At 67.8% G+C, this 21,297-nt stretch carries 22 protein-coding genes; 14 read left to right on the top strand and 8 right to left on the bottom strand.

Annotated elements, in window-relative coordinates; translation table 11 throughout:
* Positions 1-15 precede the first annotated feature (15 nt).
* Positions 16-576 (bottom strand): hypothetical protein, encoded by a 561-nt coding sequence (locus tag O7628_RS13590; RefSeq protein ID WP_278130791.1) that lies wholly within the window; start codon positions 574-576, stop codon positions 16-18.
* Between the two features lie 78 nt (positions 577-654).
* Positions 655-1,344 (bottom strand): RNase A-like domain-containing protein, encoded by a 690-nt coding sequence (locus tag O7628_RS13585; protein ID WP_278130789.1) that lies wholly within the window; start codon positions 1,342-1,344, stop codon positions 655-657.
* 572 nt (positions 1,345-1,916) lie between these two features.
* On the opposite strand from O7628_RS13585, the gene O7628_RS13580 reads away from it, so the two are divergent.
* Positions 1,917-2,816 carry a DUF6308 family protein gene (locus O7628_RS13580; protein ID WP_278130787.1) on the top strand — a complete coding sequence of 300 codons (900 nt, stop codon included), beginning with the start codon at positions 1,917-1,919 and terminating at the stop codon, positions 2,814-2,816.
* Between the two features lie 254 nt (positions 2,817-3,070).
* Here the strand turns inward: O7628_RS13580 and O7628_RS13575 are convergent, their stop codons facing one another.
* On the bottom strand, positions 3,071-3,595 hold the full coding sequence (locus O7628_RS13575; RefSeq protein ID WP_278130785.1) for a hypothetical protein: 525 nt from the start codon (positions 3,593-3,595) through the stop codon (positions 3,071-3,073).
* A gap of 111 nt (positions 3,596-3,706) precedes the next feature.
* On the opposite strand from O7628_RS13575, the gene O7628_RS13570 reads away from it, so the two are divergent.
* Complete coding sequence (locus tag O7628_RS13570) at positions 3,707-4,606, top strand: hypothetical protein (RefSeq protein WP_278130783.1); 900 nt, start codon at positions 3,707-3,709, stop codon at positions 4,604-4,606.
* 64 nt (positions 4,607-4,670) lie between these two features.
* On the opposite strand, the gene O7628_RS13565 is transcribed toward O7628_RS13570, so the two are convergent.
* Entirely contained in the window at positions 4,671-5,027 is a 357-nt protein-coding gene (locus O7628_RS13565) for a hypothetical protein (RefSeq protein ID WP_278130780.1), read from the bottom strand.
* A gap of 783 nt (positions 5,028-5,810) precedes the next feature.
* Here O7628_RS13565 and O7628_RS13560 point away from each other — a divergent pair.
* The 3 genes from O7628_RS13560 (at position 5,811) to O7628_RS13550 (ending at position 7,270) form a co-directional block, all read left to right on the top strand.
* On the top strand, positions 5,811-6,443 hold the full coding sequence (locus O7628_RS13560; RefSeq protein WP_278130778.1) for a hypothetical protein: 633 nt from the start codon (positions 5,811-5,813) through the stop codon (positions 6,441-6,443).
* 73 nt (positions 6,444-6,516) lie between these two features.
* Positions 6,517-6,945, top strand: coding sequence for a cyclic-phosphate processing receiver domain-containing protein (locus tag O7628_RS13555; RefSeq protein ID WP_278130777.1), 429 nt, complete (start codon positions 6,517-6,519; stop codon positions 6,943-6,945).
* A gap of 43 nt (positions 6,946-6,988) precedes the next feature.
* A complete protein-coding gene (locus O7628_RS13550) occupies positions 6,989-7,270 on the top strand; it encodes a hypothetical protein (protein WP_278130775.1) in 282 nt (93 codons plus the stop codon).
* Positions 7,271-7,328: 58 nt separating this feature from the next.
* Here the strand turns inward: O7628_RS13550 and O7628_RS13545 are convergent, their stop codons facing one another.
* Positions 7,329-7,838, bottom strand: coding sequence for an O-acetyl-ADP-ribose deacetylase (locus O7628_RS13545; RefSeq protein WP_278130772.1), 510 nt, complete (start codon positions 7,836-7,838; stop codon positions 7,329-7,331).
* A 1,330-nt stretch (positions 7,839-9,168) separates the two neighbouring features.
* Here O7628_RS13545 and ltrA point away from each other — a divergent pair.
* The 4 genes from ltrA to O7628_RS13525 all read left to right on the top strand — a co-directional run bounded on the left by ltrA (position 9,169) and on the right by O7628_RS13525 (position 13,614).
* Positions 9,169-10,557 carry a group II intron reverse transcriptase/maturase gene (gene ltrA / locus O7628_RS13540; RefSeq protein WP_278130770.1) on the top strand — a complete coding sequence of 463 codons (1,389 nt, stop codon included), beginning with the start codon at positions 9,169-9,171 and terminating at the stop codon, positions 10,555-10,557.
* 410 nt (positions 10,558-10,967) lie between these two features.
* Complete coding sequence (locus O7628_RS13535; RefSeq protein ID WP_347405159.1) at positions 10,968-11,165, top strand: hypothetical protein; 198 nt, start codon at positions 10,968-10,970, stop codon at positions 11,163-11,165.
* 211 nt (positions 11,166-11,376) lie between these two features.
* Positions 11,377-12,765: a hypothetical protein gene (locus tag O7628_RS13530; protein ID WP_278130769.1), complete on the top strand. Its 1,389-nt coding sequence runs from the start codon at positions 11,377-11,379 to the stop codon at positions 12,763-12,765.
* Positions 12,766-12,807: 42 nt separating this feature from the next.
* On the top strand, positions 12,808-13,614 hold the full coding sequence (locus tag O7628_RS13525; protein ID WP_278130768.1) for a hypothetical protein: 807 nt from the start codon (positions 12,808-12,810) through the stop codon (positions 13,612-13,614).
* 255 nt (positions 13,615-13,869) lie between these two features.
* Here O7628_RS13525 and O7628_RS13520 read toward each other — a convergent pair whose 3' ends face one another.
* The 3 genes from O7628_RS13520 to O7628_RS13510 are packed head-to-tail and all read right to left on the bottom strand — an operon-like array spanning position 13,870 to position 16,414.
* The gene (locus O7628_RS13520) at positions 13,870-14,316 is read right to left on the bottom strand and encodes a hypothetical protein (protein WP_278130767.1); all 447 of its coding nucleotides are present in this window, start codon (positions 14,314-14,316) and stop codon (positions 13,870-13,872) included.
* Positions 14,288-15,460, bottom strand: a complete 1,173-nt coding sequence (locus tag O7628_RS13515; RefSeq protein ID WP_278130766.1) for a nucleotidyltransferase — start codon at positions 15,458-15,460, stop codon at positions 14,288-14,290. Before O7628_RS13515 ends, O7628_RS13520 begins: the two co-directional genes overlap by 29 nt.
* Before the next feature lie 3 nt (positions 15,461-15,463).
* Positions 15,464-16,414, bottom strand: coding sequence for a CBASS cGAMP-activated phospholipase (locus tag O7628_RS13510; protein ID WP_278130765.1), 951 nt, complete (start codon positions 16,412-16,414; stop codon positions 15,464-15,466).
* A 163-nt stretch (positions 16,415-16,577) separates the two neighbouring features.
* On the opposite strand from O7628_RS13510, the gene O7628_RS13505 reads away from it, so the two are divergent.
* The 5 genes from O7628_RS13505 (at position 16,578) to O7628_RS13485 (ending at position 20,847) form a co-directional block, all read left to right on the top strand.
* The gene (locus O7628_RS13505) at positions 16,578-16,892 is read left to right on the top strand and encodes a hypothetical protein (protein WP_278130763.1); all 315 of its coding nucleotides are present in this window, start codon (positions 16,578-16,580) and stop codon (positions 16,890-16,892) included.
* Positions 16,889-17,986 (top strand): HigA family addiction module antitoxin, encoded by a 1,098-nt coding sequence (locus O7628_RS13500; protein ID WP_278130762.1) that lies wholly within the window; start codon positions 16,889-16,891, stop codon positions 17,984-17,986. The genes O7628_RS13505 and O7628_RS13500 overlap by 4 nt, the downstream gene beginning before the upstream one ends.
* Positions 17,987-18,578: 592 nt before the next feature.
* Positions 18,579-20,039 (top strand): transposase, encoded by a 1,461-nt coding sequence (locus O7628_RS13495; protein ID WP_278130761.1) that lies wholly within the window; start codon positions 18,579-18,581, stop codon positions 20,037-20,039.
* The gene (locus tag O7628_RS13490; RefSeq protein ID WP_278130759.1) at positions 19,994-20,539 is read left to right on the top strand and encodes a transposase; all 546 of its coding nucleotides are present in this window, start codon (positions 19,994-19,996) and stop codon (positions 20,537-20,539) included. The genes O7628_RS13495 and O7628_RS13490 overlap by 46 nt, the downstream gene beginning before the upstream one ends.
* Before the next feature lie 35 nt (positions 20,540-20,574).
* A complete protein-coding gene (locus O7628_RS13485; RefSeq protein ID WP_278130757.1) occupies positions 20,575-20,847 on the top strand; it encodes an excalibur calcium-binding domain-containing protein in 273 nt (90 codons plus the stop codon).
* Positions 20,848-21,297 lie beyond the last annotated feature (450 nt).

Here is a 21,297-nt window from a genome sequence, read left to right as displayed (position 1 = left end):
GGTCTGCTCTGCCGTTCACTGGTCGTAGGAGAACGGGAAGGTGACGCCGCTGCGAACGAAGTCCATGCCGTGCGCCCACAGGACCGACTTGGAGTACGCGGTCTCCAGCGACGGCTGGCCCGCCCCCGCCGACTTGCTCAGGCAGATCTTGCCGCCGGGGTAGAGGTGGCCGCCGTGCCCAGCGTATCCCCGCGCCTCCAGATCCGGGGCGATCAGCCGGACCTTGTAGTCGAGGCCGTCAAACGACGCGCAGAACACGTACTCGTTGCGGAACTCGGGCGTGACGATCGAGTAGTACCAGCCTTCGGCCCCGGCGGCTTCCTCGTAGTAGGTGCCCGGCGGCAGTTTGGTGCGGGCCGTCTCGGCGTCGCGCCGCTGCCGGGCGTCGGAGACGGCGACGGCGAACGTGCCGTGCTGCACCTCGGAGATCGCCGCCTCGCTCGGCTTGCCCTGGTTGACCCGGATGCCGCCGAGCCGGTCGACGGTCACCTGCGGCTTGTCCGCCGCCGGCCGCTCGTCCCCGCGCTGCTGTGCCTTCGTGATCGTCTCGACGATCGCGTTGTAGTCGGTAGCCACGGATCCCTCTCCTCCGGTGAGTCGTCCCCCTCCGGCTAGAGGATCAGGAACATGGCGCACCGATGGCGCAGCCGCAGGTCAGCCCCACCCGCCCCGGTCGCCGTCGGGTGCCTGCCCGGCGTCCGGGCCGTCCTCGAAGGTCTCGCCCACCCAGTCCTGCACCTCGTCCTCGCCCAGTTCGGCCGGGTCGACCATGGACATCGGGATCTCCCAGGCGCCCTTGTCGCTGACCGTGTCGGCGGGCACCGGGAACGAGGTGAGGTCGGTGTAGCCGTGCGGGCCGTCACCGCATTTAGCCAGCACCACCGCCGCCCCCGACACCGCCGCCGGTTCGCCGAGGTCGGAGCGGGCCCACAGCCCGGTGTCCCGGTCGAGGTCGGCGTCGAAGCGCATCCGCTCCGGGGCGGTGTCGTCGGACAGCCAGTCCTCCACCTCGGTGGCACGCCGGTCCAGCACCTCATCGTGGACTCCGGCCTGGTCAGCGGGGGTGAGGAAGGTCGACGCCCCGGCCGGCTTGTCGTAGGTGCCGAACGCCGCCATCTCGTCGTCACCGCGCCCGACGTGCTTGGACAGGCCGTGCCCGGTGTGCCCGGCTTCGGCGCGGGCGAGCCAGTCCTCGGTCTCGGTCGGCTCGAATCCGAGGCCCTCGTCGTACCGGTGGGCCGCACCGCCGCGGTCACCGGTGTGACCGTGGTGACTGGCGTAGTGATCGGTGAGTGCTTCCTCGCGCATCTCTTCGGCACGCGACGCGAACTCAGGATCGGACATGACGATCATCCCTTCGCAGAACCCGGAACCAGGGAGGGGGACGCCCGGCGTGCGGCGGGTGAAGGGACCCGTGGCCATCGCCGCCAGTCTCGCAGCGCCGGCCCGGATCAGCAAACGGTCAGAGGCCTGCGTCGTGGGCCTGCGACACCGCGACGAACGCGCCCTCCAGAGCCAGCGCCCACCGCGACCCGGCTCGGGCTGCGCGCGGACCCGGGCCCACCACTGACCGGTGACATCCGGGACGCCGAGGTGCTGGCCGAACCGCTGCCGTATCCGTTCCATCGTCGCCGGCGTGTTCTGCCGGGGGCCGCCGTGCGCGCCGATCACCTGGTTGAAGAACATCTCGAACGGTCCGTACGTCAGAAGGAACGCCCCGTACCTCATGCTCCGATACCGGGAGTTTCGCCTCGCCTCGTCCATGTTGTCGCGGTGGATGGTGATCAGATCCACCGGGGTGACCAGCCGCGCCGCGAAAACACCCAGCGCATCCTCAACCGGTGCAACATTCACCACGACCGCGAGGGTACTGACCGACCACCGATCCTTAGGCGGCCAGCCCGTACGGTGTCGCTGTGAATACTGACCTTCCCGAGATGGTCATCGACCCGGCAGCGGCAGGATTCGACGGTGACGTACTGGCTCCGGTGCCCGTGACAGATGCGGCCCGACGAGTGCTCGCCTTCTGCACCGAGCCGCGCAGCGGATGGGTCACCTACCATCTCGCCGCTCGCAGCACTCGTGCCTCCGGGCTGTTCGATCAGGTCACCACCTGGTCGCTGCTCTACGCCAATGCGCTCGCCGGCCGAGTGGACATCGAAGACGTGGCCGGATTCTCCCGGGACCGCCGACGCGACTTCGCAGCCCGACTCGCCGCCGTGCCGGAGGACACCGACCTGCACACCATGGACGACGACGGCATAGCCACGGTCGTCAACCTGTGCTACTTCGGGTACCACGGTGTCTGGGGACCCAAGACAACCAAGATGGCCGCCCTGTACCGACCCCACGCAGTCCCAGTGCTCGACGGACACGCCGCGGAAGTGTTCGGCTTCAACCGCGAGGGCTTCTCGAACAAGGCGCGCCAGCACGGCCTCGACCGCTTCGAACGCATCGACAAGGTCGTTCGGGCCCTGGCGATCTGGATTCGCATCCACCGCGCCGAAATCGTGGCCCTGCGGGATGCCGTGACACCGACCGTTCCCGAACTCCACAACCTACCCGACCTTCAGTTGATCGACATCGTCTTATGGACGTCGCAGGACGACAAGCCAACACACCGGCGGCCCGGCCAAGGCGAACGATGGATCAACCGGCCAGTCGGCCAACATGTCACAGTAGAGGAGTTACAGCCTGAACCGATCCCGCAGCCAAGTAGTCACTCGCTTGCGGGATCGAGCGGCACCGTGCTCTCGGCTGCAGGAGGCAAAAGACGCCTTGACCAGGGCGTCACCGGTGGCGAAGACGGCGTGTAGGGCGTCGTCCGGTCGTCGAACTCGAAACGGATGATGCTACACCGTCGACGTCGGTAGGTCCAGGTCTCATCCGTGGCGTCGCGGCGCAGGCCACCCGGAAGCGCCCGCAGCGCCTCCGGGGGTCGGGGCGGCCTCGATCTGCACAAGCTTGCGGCCGACCGCTCTTCCACCCGCAGCACCCCAGCGTGCCGCCAGCCTCGCGCCCCGGCTGCACAACTCGGCGGTCTCGTCGTCGCCGAACCAGATGTCCATCACTAGCTCGCTGCTGTTCCGCCGGTAAGGAGGCGACGGACGCCGTAACGGACGTCGCCGACGAGGATGTCGCGCACCGGCCCGGTTCGCGAAGTCACAGGCTGCCCGGCGAGTTCTCGTGCCAGGGCACGGCGGACGCGGGCGTCGGAATCCTGGGCGAGTGCGGGCCCAAGGTCGTCATCGATGCCGGTGTCGTGGACCCATGCTTGGGCCCCGAGCGCGCGGATGGCCCATTCGGGGTGTGTGGCCAGTAACGGGACGAGTTCACCGAGGTTCTCGGGTCGAAGGGCGTGAAGCGTTTCAACCACGAAGGGCGCCGCCGTGGGTTGCTGCACGAGCAAGGTGAAGGCTTGGCGTCGGACTAGCTCGCGCTGGCTTTCGGTTCGGGCGGTGCGGGCGGCCAGCAGCAACGCTGCGGACCGGATGTCGACCGTGGCGCTCTGGATCTGTGCAGCGGTTGACTGGAGGATGCGGTCTGCGTCGGAGGGAGTGGTGTCGCGGACCGGGGTCGCGGCCTCGTCGAACACTGCGACCCGTTCGGCTCGTTCGACGAGCTCTCCCCCGGGCCGTCCGGCCTGCGGGTACGCGGCTGGGTCATCGACCCGGACACCGCCTCGCCGCTGACCGTGTCGGTGCGGGTGAACGGCCGGCTGCACACCGCGCTGGTCGCCTCGACGACCCGCACCGACGTGGCCGCCAACTACCCCGCCTACGGCGGCGGCCACGGCTTCGACCTGCTGGTGCCGGCGGCCCGGGGCGACCACACGGTCTGCGTCACCGCGATCAACGCCGGCGCGGGGGCCGACACCGCGCTGCCCTGCCGCACGGTCACCCAGGGCGGCGCACCGGTGATCGACCACTTCCTGGTCCGGGCCCCCGACTACCCGACCCCCCGGATGGAGGTCGACGTACGGGTGGGTACCCAGGACGCCACCCAGGTCAGCGTGTGGCGCGGCCCCACACCGAACGGGCCGTGGACCGACTGGCCCACCCCGCACAGCACCTGGAGCAACCCGGCCGGGTACTGGGAGATGGACCTGACCGTGGACTGGGGGCGCACCTACTGCTACCTCGCCACCGCGTACAACGCGTACGGCTCGCACACCCCGCCGGCGGTCTGCGCGACCACCTGGGCCGGGGCCTACCCCCAGCCGGCCCGGGTGGGGGTGACCGGAGTCTCGAACACCTCGATGCGATCCTCGCCCGGCGCAGTGGCCGGGCGCAGCACCGGTGGGAGCGCGGACGGGTCGGCATGCCAACAGTCTCACCGGCCGTGCCGGCCGGTTTCCCTCCAGGCTAGCGGCCAACGTTGCCGAACCCACTCACCGCCGGCACGCCGTGGCGCTGCTCGTAGTAGCGCCTCTATAGATCGCGAACGTGTGCGTCCAAATGGAGGCAACCCTGCGGTACTCGGATGGGCCGCTGTACGGCAGGGCGTTCGAGCCGGCTTGCTGACTTGCGGCGTTGTGGCCGGCTGTAGCGGACGACGAAGCCGCCCCATCACCTCGGGGGCGGCTTCGTCACGCCATGGGCGCTGACAGCGTAGGCGGCTACACAGAGAAGCCCGCCACCACCACGGCGACGGGCTTCCCCACCAGCGACTCAGCCGTCCGTGTCGGGCACGAACCTTCCGAGACGCATCCAGCCCAGCCGGTGCGGCGTGCCGTCCCGGAACACGATGGCCACCGCGTCACCGTCCCACCCGTGTAGGCGCTGCACGAGCACGGTTTCCCGGTCGAGCAGCGCCGCTGACCGCAGGTCGTTCACACTTCGATCGGGGATGATGTCGCGCTCTGTGATGTCTGTGAAGCCCCGCTCTCTGAGTAGGCCCACCGCGCGGTTTTCGTCGTCGGCGGCGATGACCCAGTGCCCTTGGGTGTGGGTGTCGTCGAGCCCGAGCACGTCTCGGATGGCCTGGTTGATGTGGTCCTTGCCGGGGGCGAGACTGTAGATGTGCATAGTGTTCCTCCTTTTGTGCTGACCCTGCCAATCAAGATCAACTAGCTCAAGGATAGACGATCTTGAGGATCCCTACCAGAGGGCTTGACAACGCCAAGAGCCGGTTATCCGAAGGCAACCGGCCCCACCATTCGGCGGTCACATCCGCCGCTGCTTCCCCTTTTCCGTCGCCGGAGAGAACCGCCCCTCCAGGAACAACACGAAGTCGAGAGCGTGATCCCGGCGGGCCTCCTACACCCGGTCGGTATAGCCCCCGGCCAGCAGCTCGGCCTCATAGTCGGCGAGATGACGACGCAATCCTGCGGTCACCTTCGCAGGCACCTTCGGCGTCGACATCAGGAACCCTCACTTTTCATCTTCTTCTGCCGCTTGATCGCATCCTTACGGAACTCGACGAGGGTCGAGGTGACCCCTGGACGCCAAGCCGATGGGAGAACATCGACGACGTCCTCGTCAGCCTCGGAACGCATGCCTACCGCCGGCACGGAGACGAACTGACGCCGGAACAACTCCGCCTCATCTCCGACACGCTCCAGCCCTCACACGCTTGAAGAAGACCGGGGCGGTGATTCGCCGGGCATCGCCCGCGACGCGTATCGGAGCCGCTCATGACGCGCCGAGTGTGGGTGCCTCGGGGCCAGACGACCGTGCCCGCACCATCCGGAAATCCCTCGCCACGCCGCGCGGACTACGGCGACAATGCCCGCACAGACAGGCGGACCGACGGCAGGTCGAGAGGATACAGCTGGAGTGACGCAACGGTTGGGCGGGCGCAGGTGGCCGGTGACGATCAGCACGGTGCAGCTCGGACACCACCGGTACCGGGTGCTGCGGCCCGTCAGGCCGCCGAGGTTCGCCGGTCTCTACGAGGGCCGCCTCGGCGCGCAGTTCTGCCTCGACAAGGAGACCGCGGTGATGCTCGCCCTGGCATGGGGCCTGGCCGCCCGGTCGCCACGAACGATCATCTACCTCCCGCTGCGTCGCGCGGAGCTGCCGACCGACCATGCCTGGGGCCGCCCGCTCGACCTGGTGCTGCTGCACCACCGGCTCGCGTTCCCGCCGTCACGCTGGAAACAGGTCCGCTCCCGGCTCGGCACCGGCAGACCGCACACCGTCGTGCTACCCGGCCGAGCCTGGCCGGCACGGCCTGCCGGCGACCACCTCAAGACCTGGCACCGGGAGTTCCGTGACCACCTGCGGTGGGACGTCGCCGCCGAGACGCTGGTGCTCACCGGCAGCCGCAAGGCGTTCGAGCGGCAAGCCGACGAGGTCCGCGCCCTGGCCGAGGAGTGCCCGGCACACCGCGCCCACGCCCCTGAGACGCACTGCTGCGCCGAGATCAGCATGGGCAGGATCCGACGCCACCCCGACCACCGCCGCCCCTACGCCGAACTACACGCCGAGTACACCCGGTAGGACCACGGCGACTCGACGGTCCGCAGCAGATCCGGGTGCCGGAGCAGGACGGCTTCAGGCATTCATCCCGGAGGTGGATGCCAGCGAGGTCAGGGTCAACCTGGCCGATGATCTCCGGTCCTTCGTGGACGGCTGCAAGACGGAAGTAGCCCGCACCAGTGTGGCCGGGGTCCAACTCCTCGACCAGTACCGGGGCCGACGGCTCGACGAGCTATGGCTGGACCACGACCTCGGCGGGGACAACACGATCTGGCCGGTCGTGGAACTGCTGGAACGCGCAGCGTTCGAAGGACACCCACTCGACATCGGCGTCGCACACGTCCACTCCGCCAACCCGGTCGGCGCCACAAAGATCGTCCAGGTGCTAAGGCACTGGGGCTACCACATCCAGGCCACGCCCGGTTCGGCTATGTCGACCAGCCCGCGAACGCACGGTGAGAGCGGTGGTAGTCGGTGCGGGATCGTCACGGCGGGCCGCCGATTCGCACGATTCACGGCATGAGCGCGCTTCCCGTCCAGATGCGCGCCTCTTCTACCGTGATGCCATGCAGTGGCACCTCTTGCTCGCTTGCACGGTGCTTGCGACGGGCATCGCGGTCCTGATCTTCAAGCGCAGACGTCGGCGGCCACAGAGCGCAGCGGAGAAGGCGGCAGCCGCGCGGGCCGCCATGCGATCGATACGCCGCGACTCGCCGCGCCCTGATCGCGACGTCTTCCAACGGGGCCGAGGCGTCCCCGACCGCCACTCCGCTGCCATCGCGGAGAACACCGCGTATGGCGACGCGGCGACCTTCGACACCAGCGGCGGCGGAGGAGGAACCGACTGAACCCCACCCGCACCTGCCCAGCCTGCTTGAGGAACTGCGCAATGCACCCGTCTCAAGGTCAGCCGGTGGCTGCCAGCGCGGCCTGTAGCTGATCCCGGGTGCCTTCGTCGAATGCGACGAGTCGTACCTGTTGAACGTTCGTCGACACGGACCTGATCGTTGCTATGGCGATCTGCGCCGCCCGCTCGGCAGGAAAGCCGTACACGCCGGTCGCGATCGCGGGAAACGCCACGGTTCGGGCGTCGAGCTCATCGGCGACCTGCAGGCTCCTGCGGTAGCAGGAGGCCAGGACATCGTCCTCACCGTGGCCGCCGCCTTCCCAGACCGGTCCGACCGTGTGGATGATGTGCCGCACCGGTGGGTCGAGGTCGAACGCCGGGGTCGGCATCGCCTCGCCCGGCTCGCACGGGCCGATCGCACCACCCGCCCGGGCCAGGCGAGGCCCGGCAGCGCGGTGGATCGCCCCGTCGACACCACCACCGCCCAGAAGCGACTCGTTCGCGGCCGTGACAATGGCGTCCACGTCCTCCCGCGTGATGTCACCCAGGACGACCTCGATCGCTACCACGGCAGAATCCTGGCACACATCGGACGACGACGTGATGGCCGGCAGAACCCCGTTGGTGAGTAGAAGTAGTCGCGCACGTACCGCGCCCAGTCTTCGATCTTCGGGTCCTTCGCGCGCAACAACCACTCGGAAAGATCTACGACATGGTCGGCTGGCTGCGTCGGAATCGTGATGCGCAGACAGTCAACACCGCATGCTGACGCTCCGAGGCTGACCCGGGCCCGCGCAGCGGCGGTCGCAAGAGCCGAAATCAGATGCGTGGACCACGCGACTTTCACCGCCGATGGTCGCCTGGATGACATCCCGACCCCTGCGCGCCACCCTGCGCCAGCCCAGGTCAACGGCGACCGACCGACCCGACATCCACCTCGGGAAACAAGATCCACATGACCGACCACAGCGGACGATGGCTGACCCTGAAGTACCGGCGCCCCGACCATGATCCAGACCAGCCGACACGCAAACGCACCGGTCAGCATGCCCCGGCACGAACCCCGCCGGAACAGCACACCGACAACGGAGCACCATCGGAGCACCAGATTCCAAATCCTGGGAAGATCCGTCCCAACCCGCAGAAGCGATCAAGGCCGCGACCAGCGTTTCCGCTGGCCACGGCCTTGATCGTGAAGTGCGCCCGAAGGGACTCGAACCCCTAACCTTCCGGTCCGGTGCGCCGTGAGGCGCTGTTGTTCGAGTGGAGGTGGAAGACCGCCGCCGTCTGCCTGTCGCAGCAGGTGGGCGTAGCTGAGGGCAGCCTGGTCCGGGTGGTGCCGGTTCGGGTGGGAAGCAGCCCTGACAAAGCCGGGGCGTGCCAGCACTGCCAGATGGTGCGGGTCCGGCGAGCGAGACGAAGAGGAGTACGCGAGGAACCGGCGTCATTACGTCCCTTAATGGGTTACCGGCTCGAACCTGGTGGATCAGGGCCGGACGACGGTGTTTCCCGAGTGCATCGAGCACCCGGGGAGTTTCTGGGCTGGATTGGATCGCCGGTCCGGGAGGCTGCGGGGAACTCTGCGGTGTACTCGTAGCAAGGCCGTCAGGGGCAAAGCCGGGCTCCTCCTTCGACGAACGAACAGCAGTGAACACGGGAGCCACCCGGCCGTGACTCCCGAGCCGTCCGCTTCCAGCGGGCCGGTCCGGGATAGGCGCACCGACCGTCGAACGGGTCGGGTGGGGCGGAGCCGCCGTAGTACTCCGAGCCGGGGAGAGCCCGGCACATGGGGAAGGGCGGCAGCGGTTACGCGAAGGGATGGATGCTGTAATGCCGCAAGACGCGCCGCCGAACGGCGACGCCCGACCGGGCTCCAGTCCGGTTGATCGGGTAGCGGAGATGCAGACCAAACTTCATCGTTGGGCGGCGGCCGATCCCGGCCGCCGGTTTGATGACCTGTTCAACCTCGTGCACGACCCGGCGACGCTGGTGATGGCGTTCGACCGGGTCGCCGGTAACCGGGGAGCCCGCACTCCCGGCGTCGACGGCCTGACCGTCGATGACGTCGAGCAGTACGTGGGCGTCCCCGGATTCCTGACCGGCCTGCGTGCCCAGTTGAAGGCGGGCACGTTCCGGCCGCTGCCGGTGCGGGAACGCAAGATCCCGAAACCCGGCGGGTCGGGCAAGGTCCGCAAGCTCGGTATCCCGACTGTCGCGGACCGAGTCGTGCAGGCGGCGTTGAAGCTGGTGCTGGAACCGATCTTCGAGGCCGGTTTCGAGCCGGTCTCCTACGGGTTCCGGCCCAAACGGCGGGCCCAGGACGCAGTCGCCGACATCCACCTGTTCGGCACCAACGGGTACCGGTGGGTGCTCGACGCGGACATCGAAGCGTGCTTCGACTCCATCGACCACACCGCGTTGATGAACCGCGTCCGAGCCAGGGTGACCGACAAACGCGTGCTGGCGCTGGTGAAGGCGTTCCTCAAAGCCGGGATCCTCACCGAACTCGGTGACCGGCGGGACACCCATACCGGCACGCCGCAGGGCGGCATCCTGTCTCCGTTGCTGGCCAACATCGCGTTGTCGGTGCTCGACGAGCATCTGACGGCGCCGTGGAAGCCTGGCGGGACAATGTCGACCAGCGGACGCCGTAACTACCGGCGCAGCCGGGGGTTGCCGACGTGGCGGCTGGTCCGTTACGCCGACGACTTCGTGGTCCTGGTCCACGGGACCGAGGACCACACGGCCGCGTTGCGCGAGGACATCGCCGCTGTGCTCGCTCCGCTGGGTCTGCGCCTGCCGCCGGCCAAGACGCGGATCGTGCACCTGGGCGACGGGTTCGACTTCCTCGGCTTCCACATCCAGTGGCAGCGCAAGCGAGGCTCGAACCGGTGGCATGTGTACACGTTCATCGCCGCCCGGCCGATCCGGTCGTTGAAAGCGAGGATCCGAGCACTGACCCGCAGGACATCACAGCAGGACCTGAAATCCGTGCTGACCAGGCTCAACCAGGTCAGCCACGGCTGGGCCAACTACTTCCGGCACGCCGTCGCCAAGCACACCTTCCACACCCTGGACAGGTTCACCTGGCAACGGCTGATCACGATGCTCATGCACCGGCACCGCTGGAACTGGAAGGCCGTCCGCAAGCAGTTCACCACGGCGACCGGCAGGTGGCTGCCCATCACCGCGGACGGGACCGCGCACCAGCCGATCGCGGCAATCTCCGTGACCCGCTACCGGCAACGCCCGATCCCCAACCCCTGGCCCGCACCCGACAACGCCTGACGACAGCAACCGTGGAGAGCCCGTTGCGCGGAGACGCGCACGGCGGGTTCGGCGAGCGGCCTGGAGAAACGGACCAACGGCAACGCTGGCACCGCGCTCCAGGCCGACTCAACTAGTCCGACGGCAAGAGAGCGGGGTTCTACAAAGACCACTCTGCCCCAAACTCGTCCGACCGCAACCCCTCCGATCCACCCACGTCCAGCCGCGTTCCCCTAGGTCCACGCCCTGCACACGGGAAGCTCGCCCTCTCATCGATATGCAGGCACACCTCGCGTTTCCTGTCGGGTCCGCGTCCGTAGCGGTACGTCCGTGTCAGTTCCCCGGCGTACAAGCACCCGCCGAGCAACCACGATCACCACACCGCCGCTCGCAGTGCGCCGGTCCAGGACCAACTTGGGTACGCCACTATCGTGCTGACCGCCGACCTCTACACCAGCGTCCTGCCGGAGTCGCAGCGTGCAGCGGCCGAGGCTACCGCACGCCTCGTCCTCGACGCCGGCAAACCCGACGAGGAGATCCGGCGTCAGATGGGCCGGAGCCGGGACGCAGCGCAGGAGCCTGCCGTCGCCGCGCAGGAGCGGTCAGCAGGTGGATGCCGGCCGCGGTGAAAGCCGTCTCGGGCTGCGGGGAGCGGCCGGGTGTCGGGCGTCGAACCGTCGTCGGGCCGGTGGGGCACACGGATCCGGCTGACCGTAGGCGTTCCTCGGACCCAGGCCGTTCTGGTATCGGTGGTGCGGGAACGTGTGTGTGCGCCGTAGGCTCCGATCCTCGGTCGCCCGGCCGTAAGTCGTCGGGCGCGCGGGCGGAGGAGCAGTGCGGGTGGCGCAGTTGGAAGACCTTGTGTCGCAGGTGTGGAGTCCGAGTAGCCGGCCGTTGGTCGAGGAGGCGTGGCGCTGCTATAACTCCGGCGCGATCCGGGCCAGCATCGCGGCGACGTGGACCGCTGTCACTGCGGACATCATCACCAAACTCACTCGACTCGCCGACGATGGTGACAACGCGGCCGTCCCGTTCCGCGACGAGGTCGCCAGGGCCCGGGACAAGGGCCTGACCAGAGACGGCGTGCGTGCGATGCAGGCCATCGAGACGGCGCTGCTGGACAAGGCCGCCGGGTTGGAGCTAATCGACGCGATCGGTGTGCGCGAGTTGGAGCGGATCCGTGAGGACCGTAACCTGTGCGTGCATCCGTCGCTGCGCGGTAATGGGGACGTGTACGAACCGCGACCGGAGGTCGCCCGGGGGCACCTCGCGGTGGCCCTGACGACGTTGCTGACCCACCCGCCGATTCAGGGCGGGAAGGTCCTGGAGGCGTTCACCGCGTACATCTGCGACCCGTTGTTCGTGCCGACGCTGCCGCACATCCAGACGACGTTCTTCGACCGGGTCCGGGTCGCGACCCGGCGGACCCTGGTCAGGTTCGCCGCCAAGCACGCCATACTCGAACTCGACCCCAGCGGGCAACTCCCGGCGGCCGAACACGCCGACCGGATGGCTGCGGCACTCCGGGCATTCGCGGGACGGGACCGCGCACTGGTGCGCGAAGCGGTCGCGGAACAGCATGACAAGTTTCATATGCTCGGCGGCGGGCCGCAGCTTCGGGCGCTGGCTCGGCTCGGCGACGAGGACTACTTCTGGAGCCTCGTGGACGAGTCGCTCACCGAGCGGCTCCGGGAATTGCTGGTAACCCCGGCCCCAGCCACCTGGGAACCACTTCCGGTCGACGTCACCGCCAGCCTCGCTCTGGTCCGCAGTCTGCACGTCCGTGAACGGCTACCGGATCTGGAGAGCCGCTTTAACGCCTTGTCGGCGTTCCACCGGATGTCAGTCGTCGAGACAAGTCCGGACCCGTACTTTGTTCCCACGGTCGTCGCACTGCTCAAGGAGGCGGGCAGCTACCGGACGGGAGAGCGAGCCGGCAGGATCCTCGTACAGCATGCCCCTTTCCTCAGCGTCGAGGCACTCAGGGCGGCATTGGAGGAGTGGTACGGCAACGGGGAATGCTTGCACGCCACCGAGATGCCGGAGTTCGCCGTTCAACTGTCTCATGGCACGACACACCTCGGCCCAGTCGGAGCTGGCGCCTTCGTCGAGTTCCTCAGCAAGGTTCAGTCGCGCGAGGAACCGGACAGCTACTACAGCTACCCGGGACTCGACAGGGCGCTCCGCGCCGCTGGACACCTACCGCCGCAGCCACCGGTGGCATCTTGACCGCCGCAAAGACCCCCTCGGATCGCGATTGAGGAGTAGAACGTGGCCGAATCAGCCACTTCAGGCGGCTCCATCAGCGGGGCAACGGAGGTCGCCGCACGTCATCTGGCGGTACTGCGGCGGCCTACGTTACGTGCCCGACGGGTGGAGGCCCACTCACTCGCCTCGAACAAGGAGCGGCTCCTGGGGTGGGCCCGGGGCACAACTACGCTGCGCGTCGAAGCGCCGTCGGGCAAGGCAGTCGTGAGCTGGGATCTGCCCGACAAGGAAGCGCTTGATTCTCTCGCGGCCCGATGCCGACCCTTCCTTCTCAACCGCGATCCCGTCTTGAACGGCCTTGAGTTCTTTCTTCAGGGCGCGCCTGGCGACCTTCAGCAGCAGCATCAGACGATCCGCGCAGGCTGGCGGCTGCTGGACCTTGCAGACCGGGGCACCCTCGGCTACGGGTCAAAAGCTGGCCTACTCACCGAGGCGATGAACGAGTTCGTCACGGACAAGGAGTTGGCGTACGCCTGGCTCCACGGCGACCTCGCGCACGCCGACGACGCGACCGAGGGTCGCGTCCACGGCCACGACATCGACGCCCGCTTCCAGGCGGGAGTCCTCCTCATCACGAACGTCGCTGTCAGGGCGATCATGACCCTCAACTTTTTCAGGCGCCTGCGGTCGGCGGGATACGTCGAACTCGAAGAGGATGTCTTCACCGAGCGAGTTGTGGCACGCCCTGAACGTGAACTGGCGGTCACGAAGATCGCTACCGCTCCTGTCGGAACGCCGATAGATGCCATCGAAGCTTTTCTGGACGGGTCTGCTACTCGTGCTGACGAGGACGGTGCCGGGGTGACATAACACGGGATATTGATCCGGCTACCGGGCTGGCTGCCGGCACGACCGAGTGAGCCTGGCCCCTTTGATGGTGAGATCGCTCGAGCGACACCCACCGTCGAATTGGGACGATCAACAAAATCGCCTGACCGCGTTTTCGCAGGCCAGACGCCTCCTGATCTTGTGCGCCTGAAGGGACCTGAACCCCTAACCCCCTGATCCGTAGGCGGTTTATGGTTGCGCCTCCCGAGCCCGGCGGGCCTGTCCACACGTCGATGGTCAGGCGCCACGGTTCGGTCGGTAGTGCACTGCCCCTTCGGTCGCGTGAGTATCGCCGCCGCCCGCCCAATACCCGATGATGAGCCACAGCTCGTAGTGCAAGAGCCATTCGGTGGTCCAGGGCAGGATCGTCGTCGCCAGGAGCATGTGGTGTTTCCACTCACCCGGGTAGTACAAGCACAGCTCGTCGCCGGGGTAGACGTGCGGGAGCGCCTCCGCCTCTGGGTGCAACTCCAGCACGGGAGGGTCGATGACGGTGACCTTGGGACGGAGTCCGTGCCGGTAGGTCAGACGCACGGTGTAGGTCCGGCTGGCCGGCGACGGCTCAAGCCGGACGGTGCAGGTGAGCTCGCCGCCGCGGACGGCGCCTTCGGCGTCAGGCAGCACGGTGGTGATCACGACGAGCTGCCTGGTGAGGTTAACCGCGCGGGTGGGGATGCTGACCATGGAATGTGTGTCGTGGGACGCGCGGTCCGGACGCGGTCGTGGTGAGCAGGCCGCCGGTGGCCATGTGCAACTTGCCGGTCTTCACCTCGATGGTCCGGCGCTCGGCGAGCCGCTGGAAGGAGCGTTGCACGGCGTCGGCGGTGAAGCTTTCCGACATCCGGGCGGCGAGGGCCGGGAGTCCCTTGTGCTGCAGATGCACGAGCTCTTCGAGCAGCACAGCGAGGTCGTTGTGCCAGCGGAGGAAGGCCTTGCGCCGCTCCGGATACTCGTTCCACTTGTCGGCGAAGTTCTCGTCCTCGTGCGCCGGGTTGGGCACCCAGAACTGGCCGTGGCGGTTCTCGACGTACGCGTTCATCCGGTCCATCACGGCGCGGGTGGCGCTGAAGAGGTCGGACTCGCCGAGGTAGGCGCGGGCGGCGAGGGTGGTGATGAGGATCGACGGGGGCCGGTGGTCGGTGTCGTCGGCGAAGTACAGCATGGCGTGCCACTTGAGGATCTGCACGGCCCGCTGCAGGGTGCTGCGCACCTGCCAGTCGGGCACGTCGGCGACGTTCGCGTGCCGCTTCGCCTCGACGAGGCGGCGATCGAGCTGCGACTGCTGCTGGAACCAGGTGGCGTAGCCGATCGGGTTGGAGTGCTGCCACAGCCGCAGTTGCTTGTCGGTGAGCAGGATGCCGGTGGGCGGCAGATCGGCGTCCGGGATGGTGGGCAGGACGTCGAGGTGGAAGCCGTCGTCGGGGTAGCTCAGGGTCCAGCAGCGGCGGGTGGACACGCAGCTGGCGGGGCCGTCACCGTGGCCTTGGCGGTGCTTGAACCGCACGAAGGCGTGCAGCATGCGCCCGACGCGCTCTTTGAGTTCGGCCTGGGTGGTGGACTCCTTGGCGATCGGCAGCCAGCACACCAGGTCGATGTCGTACTCCCCGGTCGGGGTGTTCGGCCGCACGACGGTGCCGAGCCGGAACGAGCCCTGCGGGTAGATGCGCCAGTCCGGGGTTCCGTGCTCGGCCAGCCAGCTGCCGACCTCCTCGTACTTGTCGACGGCGAGCTGGTACAGGTGCGGGGAGATGTCGAGGGTTTCGACGGCGCCGTCGAGCAGCATCGACAGCATCTCCTCCATGGTGTCCATCTGTTCCACGGTGTGCACGGGTCAGTCCTTCCGGGCCGGGTAGTGCGGGACGTACGCCGGCGCGGTGTGGTCGGCGAAGCAGCGGGTGAAGGCCGGTGATGCGTCGCGGCTGTGGTGCCCAGCGAGGCCGATCAGGGCGTCGGCGTCGACCTTGTCCAGGGCAAGCGCGCCGGTCGGCACGGTCGGGTTGAGCCGCAGGACGTTGTCCTTGCCCAGGAAGTGGCGGACCTGCTTGGCGGCGCTCTCGCTCTGGGCGCGCATGAGGACTTCGACCGCGTCGCGCGCCCAGGGGAACAGGCCGCCCCGGTCGAGGCGGCGGCTGCGGTGCCGCCGGTCAGTCGTGGTGCCGAGGCTGAACACCCGGATCTGCTCCAGCGGCACGCCGAGCGGGCCGACCGCTTCGGTCAGCGCGACCATCGCTGGGTTGTTCGCCCAGATACCGCCGTCGACGAGCCGCGCACCGCCCAGCGGCATGCCGGGCAGGTAGGTCGGCGCGGCGGCGGTGGCCATGGCGACGTCGACCGCACGCTCACGCCAGTCCCGCTTCAGTGTCGGCAGGTGCGGGGTGCGGAACAGGTAGACGTCGTCCGCGCCGATGTTGTACGAGGTGATCAGCAGCCGCTTGGTGCTCTGCCCGAAGGTGCGCTCGCCGAGGACCTCGGTCAGCGCGGTGCGCAGCGGCTCGGCGGCGTACTTGGCGCGCAGCAGGTGCCGCACGCCGCGCAGCCGGCTGCGGTCGCGGAAGATCCGCGAGCCGTGGTCGGTGTAGAACTGCAGGATCTCCCGCGGGGTAAGGCCCAACCCCAGGCCAAGCGCGATGATCCCGCCCGTCGACGTTCCGGCGATCAGGTCGAAGTGGTCGACGATGCGGATGTCGAGGTCTTCCTCGAGACCCGCCAGGACCGCGGCCGAGAACATCCCCCGCAGCCCGCCCCCGTCCAGCGACAGGATCTGGAACCGATCGCCGCTCACTGGCCGTACCCGCTCCGCCACCTGCGTGCCTCCGTCTCGGGCCGAGCCTGTTGTCGACCTTGCTCTCACGATACTTCACGCACAGACCGTTTCATGTACCGGATAGGTCTACGAAACAGTCGCGTAGAGGTGATACGTGCATGGAACGCTAGAGTCCAGGGTGATGGACATCTGGTTCGGCGACAACGAGACCGCCGAGTTGTGCAGCCGGGCAGCCATGCTGACGGCGCGCTGGGGGGCGGCGGGCGGGATGGCGGTCGGCCGCAGGCTCTTGCAGATCGAGGCCGCTCCGACCGTCGAGGCGCTGCGCGCACTTCCGGGCGGCCTGCGCCGCGACGCGACGGACGACACGTGGATGATCAACGTTGGCAACGTGGCGGTCATCCGGTTCGCCCTCGACGACCGGACGTCCGACGGCGCTGGCACCGTGCGTGTGCTCTCCGTCAGCGATCAACCAGCGGGAAGGACTCGCCGATGACAAACACCGGTAACACCCGGCGGTTCCGGCCCGACTACGCGGTCCCGCCCGGCGAGACGCTGGTCGAGGTCCTCACCGAACGCGGCATGAGCCAGGCCGACCTGGCGCGGCGGACCGGGTTGTCCACCAAGCACATCAACCAGATCGTGCTCGGCACGGCGACGCTGAGCGCCGAGACGGCCGTGAGGCTTGAACTGGTCACCGGCGTGGCCGCGCAGGTGTGGACCGGGCTGGAGGCGGCCTACCAGGTGGCGCAGACCCGGCTGGAGGAAACTACCCGACTGCAGGCGCACGTCGACTGGCTGAACCAGCTCCCGGTCGCGGAACTCATCCGCAGAGGCTTCGTCCGCAGCGACACGTCGCCGGTCGAACGGCTGCGCGAGGTCCTTGCCTTCTTCAAGGTCGCCTCACCGGACGCGTGGCACCAGGTCTGGGCGGTACCGACCGCCTATCGGCAGTCCCGCGCCTTCGACGTCGACTACGGCGCGCTCGCCGCGTGGCTGCGCATCGGCGAGATCCGGGCCGACCGAGCCGACCTACCACCATTCGACCGCAGCCGGTTCCGTGACCACCTCCCCCGCATACGCGCCCTCACCAACATCGAGGACCCCCAGATCTGGCTGGCGCAACTCGAATCCCTGTGCGCTGACGCCGGCGTCGCACTCGTCGTCGAACGCGAAATCGTCGGCGCCCGCATCAACGGCGCCGTTCGCTGGCTTCCCAGCGAACGACCACTCATCCAGCTCAGCGTCCGGCACCGCTGGGCGGACATCTTCTGGTTCACGTTCTTCCACGAGGCAGCACACGTCCTTCTGCATGACCGCAGAAGGTTCACCATCGTTGACGGCATCGAACGCCCCGACACCGACAACGCCATGGAACTCGAAGCAGACGACTTCGCCGGCCGGGTCCTGCTACCTCGATCGTTCGACAGCCGCCTGACCACTGTCCGTTCTCAAGCGCAGGCCGTCGCTCTAGCGAAGGAAGCCGGTGTCCATCCCGGCATCGTCGTCGGCCGCCTTCAGCACGACAAGACCATCCCGTACAGCCACTTCAACCGCCTCCGCACCCGGCTCGCGTTCACCGACGAGTAGTCCGCTCCATCGGCTCTGCCTCGACTCACCCCAAAATTCTCACCGAGCCGCCGGCCGTGGATGGCATCCACCGGCCCGGACTTCGCCGCCGCCAGTGCCGACCGGACGTCTATCGAAATGCGCCCTGCAGGGCTTCGAACAGGTCCAAGCCCTGGTACTCGCGACTCTGCCGCCAAGGCGGCAGAGTCGGTGTCGCTCTTTCGGGTGATGAGCCGCTGTTCCGAACATCGTCATGCTGAGCCGCAGGACGGATCGGCGGGTAGCACGTCGATCGGCCGGCCCGCTCCTTTCACGCGTCGCAGATAGGATCGAGATCTCTGGCTACCAGTATCCCGACGCTACCGGCCGACCACCGTTGATCACCGCGTACCGGCTTGCGTGCTGGCCGCCTCCTTCTGGCCAAGGATACGACAGCCAAGCCTCTCGGTATAGCGCGGGCTCGCTCGGCCACCTTCACCGTTCCATCAAAGCGGGGGGGCAATCACAGCAACAGCCACCGATAACGCCAACGGGTGGGGTCTAAAGTCGCATGCAACAGGGGAACCACCGGCTACTCAGCCCGGGCAGCGGGCGCGGTTTGTGTGTTGGCCAGATGGGCCTGAAGACGCGCGTGACGGAACTGATAGGTGGCTCCGACCTGCCGCAGGACTCCACGCCGGTAGGCGTCGTCCAGGAAGCGCATCACACGCCATGGCAAATGCCCACGCGCTGCCAGCCAGATCCGCGCCACGCCAAACTGAAACCAGGCACGACCAAATCCGAAAATCGGCCCGACCGTGAGCCCGACCATGAGTCCGAACATGAACCCGAACCTCAACCCGAACACGACCCCGAACACGAGCCCGGCTTGAACTCCGAGCACGAGCCCGAGCGCGAGCCCACCGGTCAGGAACAGCGCCCTGTCACGGCGGAAGGCAAGCTGGGGATCGAGAAATTCATCGGCACCGGCGGGTTCAATCCCGCTATCGAGCGCGCCCAGGAGCGCGCCCGCGAGACTGCCCCTGAGGCCGCCCCCGAGGCCGCCCACGAGACCGCCCACGAGACCGCCCACGAGACCAAACACAAGACCGAACGAGAGAATTCTCGGGCTTACGCGGTAACGAGCCAGCCCGCCCCCCATCGCTTGGTGAACGACCGCGACCACAAGCGCGCCCACTCCGCTTATGAGTCCCAAGGCAACCCCGACCACGAGGTCGCTTATGAGCCCGAACGGGACTGCGTAGTTTTCCGTGTTTGGTCTGGGTGTGGTCCGTTGGACAGGACGGAGTTCCTGTCCGGGAAGGACCACGTCATGGCAGACAAGAAGAACGTTGCTCCGCTTCCGCAGCCGTCGGTGGCGGAGGTGGAGTTCGCGCAGCAGCTGGTCGAGCGGGCCAAGGCCGATGGGGTGTCGTTGGTCGGGCCGGGTGGGCTCCTGGCCGGGATCACCCGCACGGTCCTCGAATCGGCCCTCGATGCGGAGTTGGACGCGCACCTCGACGAGGCTGGTGTCGACGAGGCGACGGGTCGGCGGGTCAACGTCCGTAACGGTCATGGGGCGAAGACGGTGCAGACGGAGGTCGGGCCGGTGCGGATCCAGGTCCCGCGGGATCGGGCCGGGTCGTTCACCCCGCGGATCGTGCCGAAGCACGCCCGCCGGTTGGACGGGTTCAACGAGGCGATCCTGTCGCTGTACGCGAAAGGGTTGACGACCGGGGAGATCTCCGCCCACCTCGCCGATGTGTACGGCGCGGATGTGTCTCGGGAGTTGATCAGCCGGGTCACCGACAGTGTCCTGGCCGACATGGAGGCGTGGCGGCAGCGGCCTCTGGACCGGGTGTATCCGGTGGTGTTCATCGACGCCCTGGTGATGAAGATCCGGCAGGGGCAGGTCGCGAACCGGCCCGTCTACGTGGTGGTCGGGATCAGCCTCGACGGGGAACGCGACGTGCTCGGCATGTGGGCCGGCACCGGCGGTGAGGGCGCCAAGCAGTGGGCCGGCACCTCACCGAACTACGCAACCGCGGGGTGGAGGACGTGTTCATGGTCTGCTCCGACGGCCTCAAGGGCATGACCGACGCCATCGAACAGGTCTGGCCGCAGGCGGTACACCAACAGTGCGTCGTCCACCTCGTCCGAGCGAGCCTGCGCTATACGAACCGGAAGGACTGGCAGAAGATCACCCCGGCGTTGCGGGAGATCTACACCGCCCCGACCGTCGCGGCTGCGGAGGCCCGTTTCGAGGCGTTCGCCGCCGAGTTCGGCGACCAGTACCCTGCGGTGATCCGGCTGTGGCGGACCTCGTGGCCGCAGTTCGTGCCGTTCCTCGACTACGACCACGAGGTCCGCAAGGTCCTCTACACCACCAACATCATCGAGTCCCTGAACGCCCGGTTCCGCCAAGCCGCCCGCAGGCGGGGACACTTCCCCACCGAGCAGGCCGCGATGAAGGTCCTCTACCTCGTCGTCCAGCAGAAACGTAAGGGGGGCGGGAGCATCACCGGCCGGGTCTACGGTTGGGCCAAGGCCCTCAACGCCCTGATCCTCGCCTACGGCGACCGGATCACCGTCTAACAACCTCGATCACACCCAACGGTCAAACACGGAAAATGCCACACTCCCCGGTCAGGGACGCCGACGATGCGCCCCTGTACGAGGGGGAACCCGGCTACCGGCCCGAGCTGGACCGCGACGGCGACGGAGAGGCGTGCGAACCGGACGGCGGCAACGGGAACCGGAGCGGCCGCGACGACACCAACGGCGACGTGTACTACGCGAACTGCACCGCGGTGAGGGCGGCAGGTACGGCCCCGATCCGGCGCGGTGATCCCGGGTACTCACGCAAGCTGGACCGAGACGGCGACGGGGTGGGCTGCGAGTAGCCAGCAGACTCATGGGAGCCCCGTCACTGGACCGAAGGCAGCCAGGGCTTCCACAGGCAGTCACCTGACTCCAGGACGATCAACGCGACCGAGCACATTGACTACTCGTCAGCGGACAGCGCGTCGCTCAAGAAGTTTTGGACCGGAACTGGTGGGCGACGACTGAGCTGTAGTTATGTTGACGGTTCGCGCAGTGTCTCGCGGACCGCCTCGAAGGGACGAAGGGACGCCTCGTTGACGTTGCGCGATTCAGGCGTACGAAACTCGACGAGAACCGAGAACCGCCGCGCCCAGGGCCCAAATCCACTCCTGGTGAATGCCTCGCGGACTGCGGCCCTCCACGCAGGCATGGCTGCCGACGAGTAGCTTGCCGACCGACCTGCCATCTCTACAATGACGAGCGTCTCGAACCTCGTGACAGACCATGATGGCCGCCGCAGCCCCTGCAAC

The sequence above is a fragment of the Micromonospora sp. WMMD956 genome, assembly GCF_029626125.1.
Classification (GTDB): Bacteria; Actinomycetota; Actinomycetes; order Mycobacteriales; family Micromonosporaceae; genus Micromonospora; species Micromonospora carbonacea.
Note: the sequence above shows the minus strand (reverse complement) of the source record. Positions and strands in the feature narration are given on the sequence as shown.

Coding starts and splice junctions, on each gene's coding strand:
- O7628_RS13500 (WP_278130762.1), top strand. CDS start 16,889: ATGACAAACACCGGTAACACCCGGCGGTTCCGGCCCGACTACGCGGTC.
- O7628_RS13520 (WP_278130767.1), bottom strand. CDS start 14,316: ATGGTCAGCATCCCCACCCGCGCGGTTAACCTCACCAGGCAGCTCGTC.
- ltrA (WP_278130770.1), top strand. CDS start 9,169: ATGCAGACCAAACTTCATCGTTGGGCGGCGGCCGATCCCGGCCGCCGG.
- O7628_RS13585 (WP_278130789.1), bottom strand. CDS start 1,344: ATGTCCGATCCTGAGTTCGCGTCGCGTGCCGAAGAGATGCGCGAGGAA.
- O7628_RS13485 (WP_278130757.1), top strand. CDS start 20,575: ATGCCACACTCCCCGGTCAGGGACGCCGACGATGCGCCCCTGTACGAG.
- O7628_RS13495 (WP_278130761.1), top strand. CDS start 18,579: ATGGGCCTGAAGACGCGCGTGACGGAACTGATAGGTGGCTCCGACCTG.
- O7628_RS13550 (WP_278130775.1), top strand. CDS start 6,989: ATGCAGTGGCACCTCTTGCTCGCTTGCACGGTGCTTGCGACGGGCATC.
- O7628_RS13505 (WP_278130763.1), top strand. CDS start 16,578: ATGGACATCTGGTTCGGCGACAACGAGACCGCCGAGTTGTGCAGCCGG.
- O7628_RS13565 (WP_278130780.1), bottom strand. CDS start 5,027: ATGCACATCTACAGTCTCGCCCCCGGCAAGGACCACATCAACCAGGCC.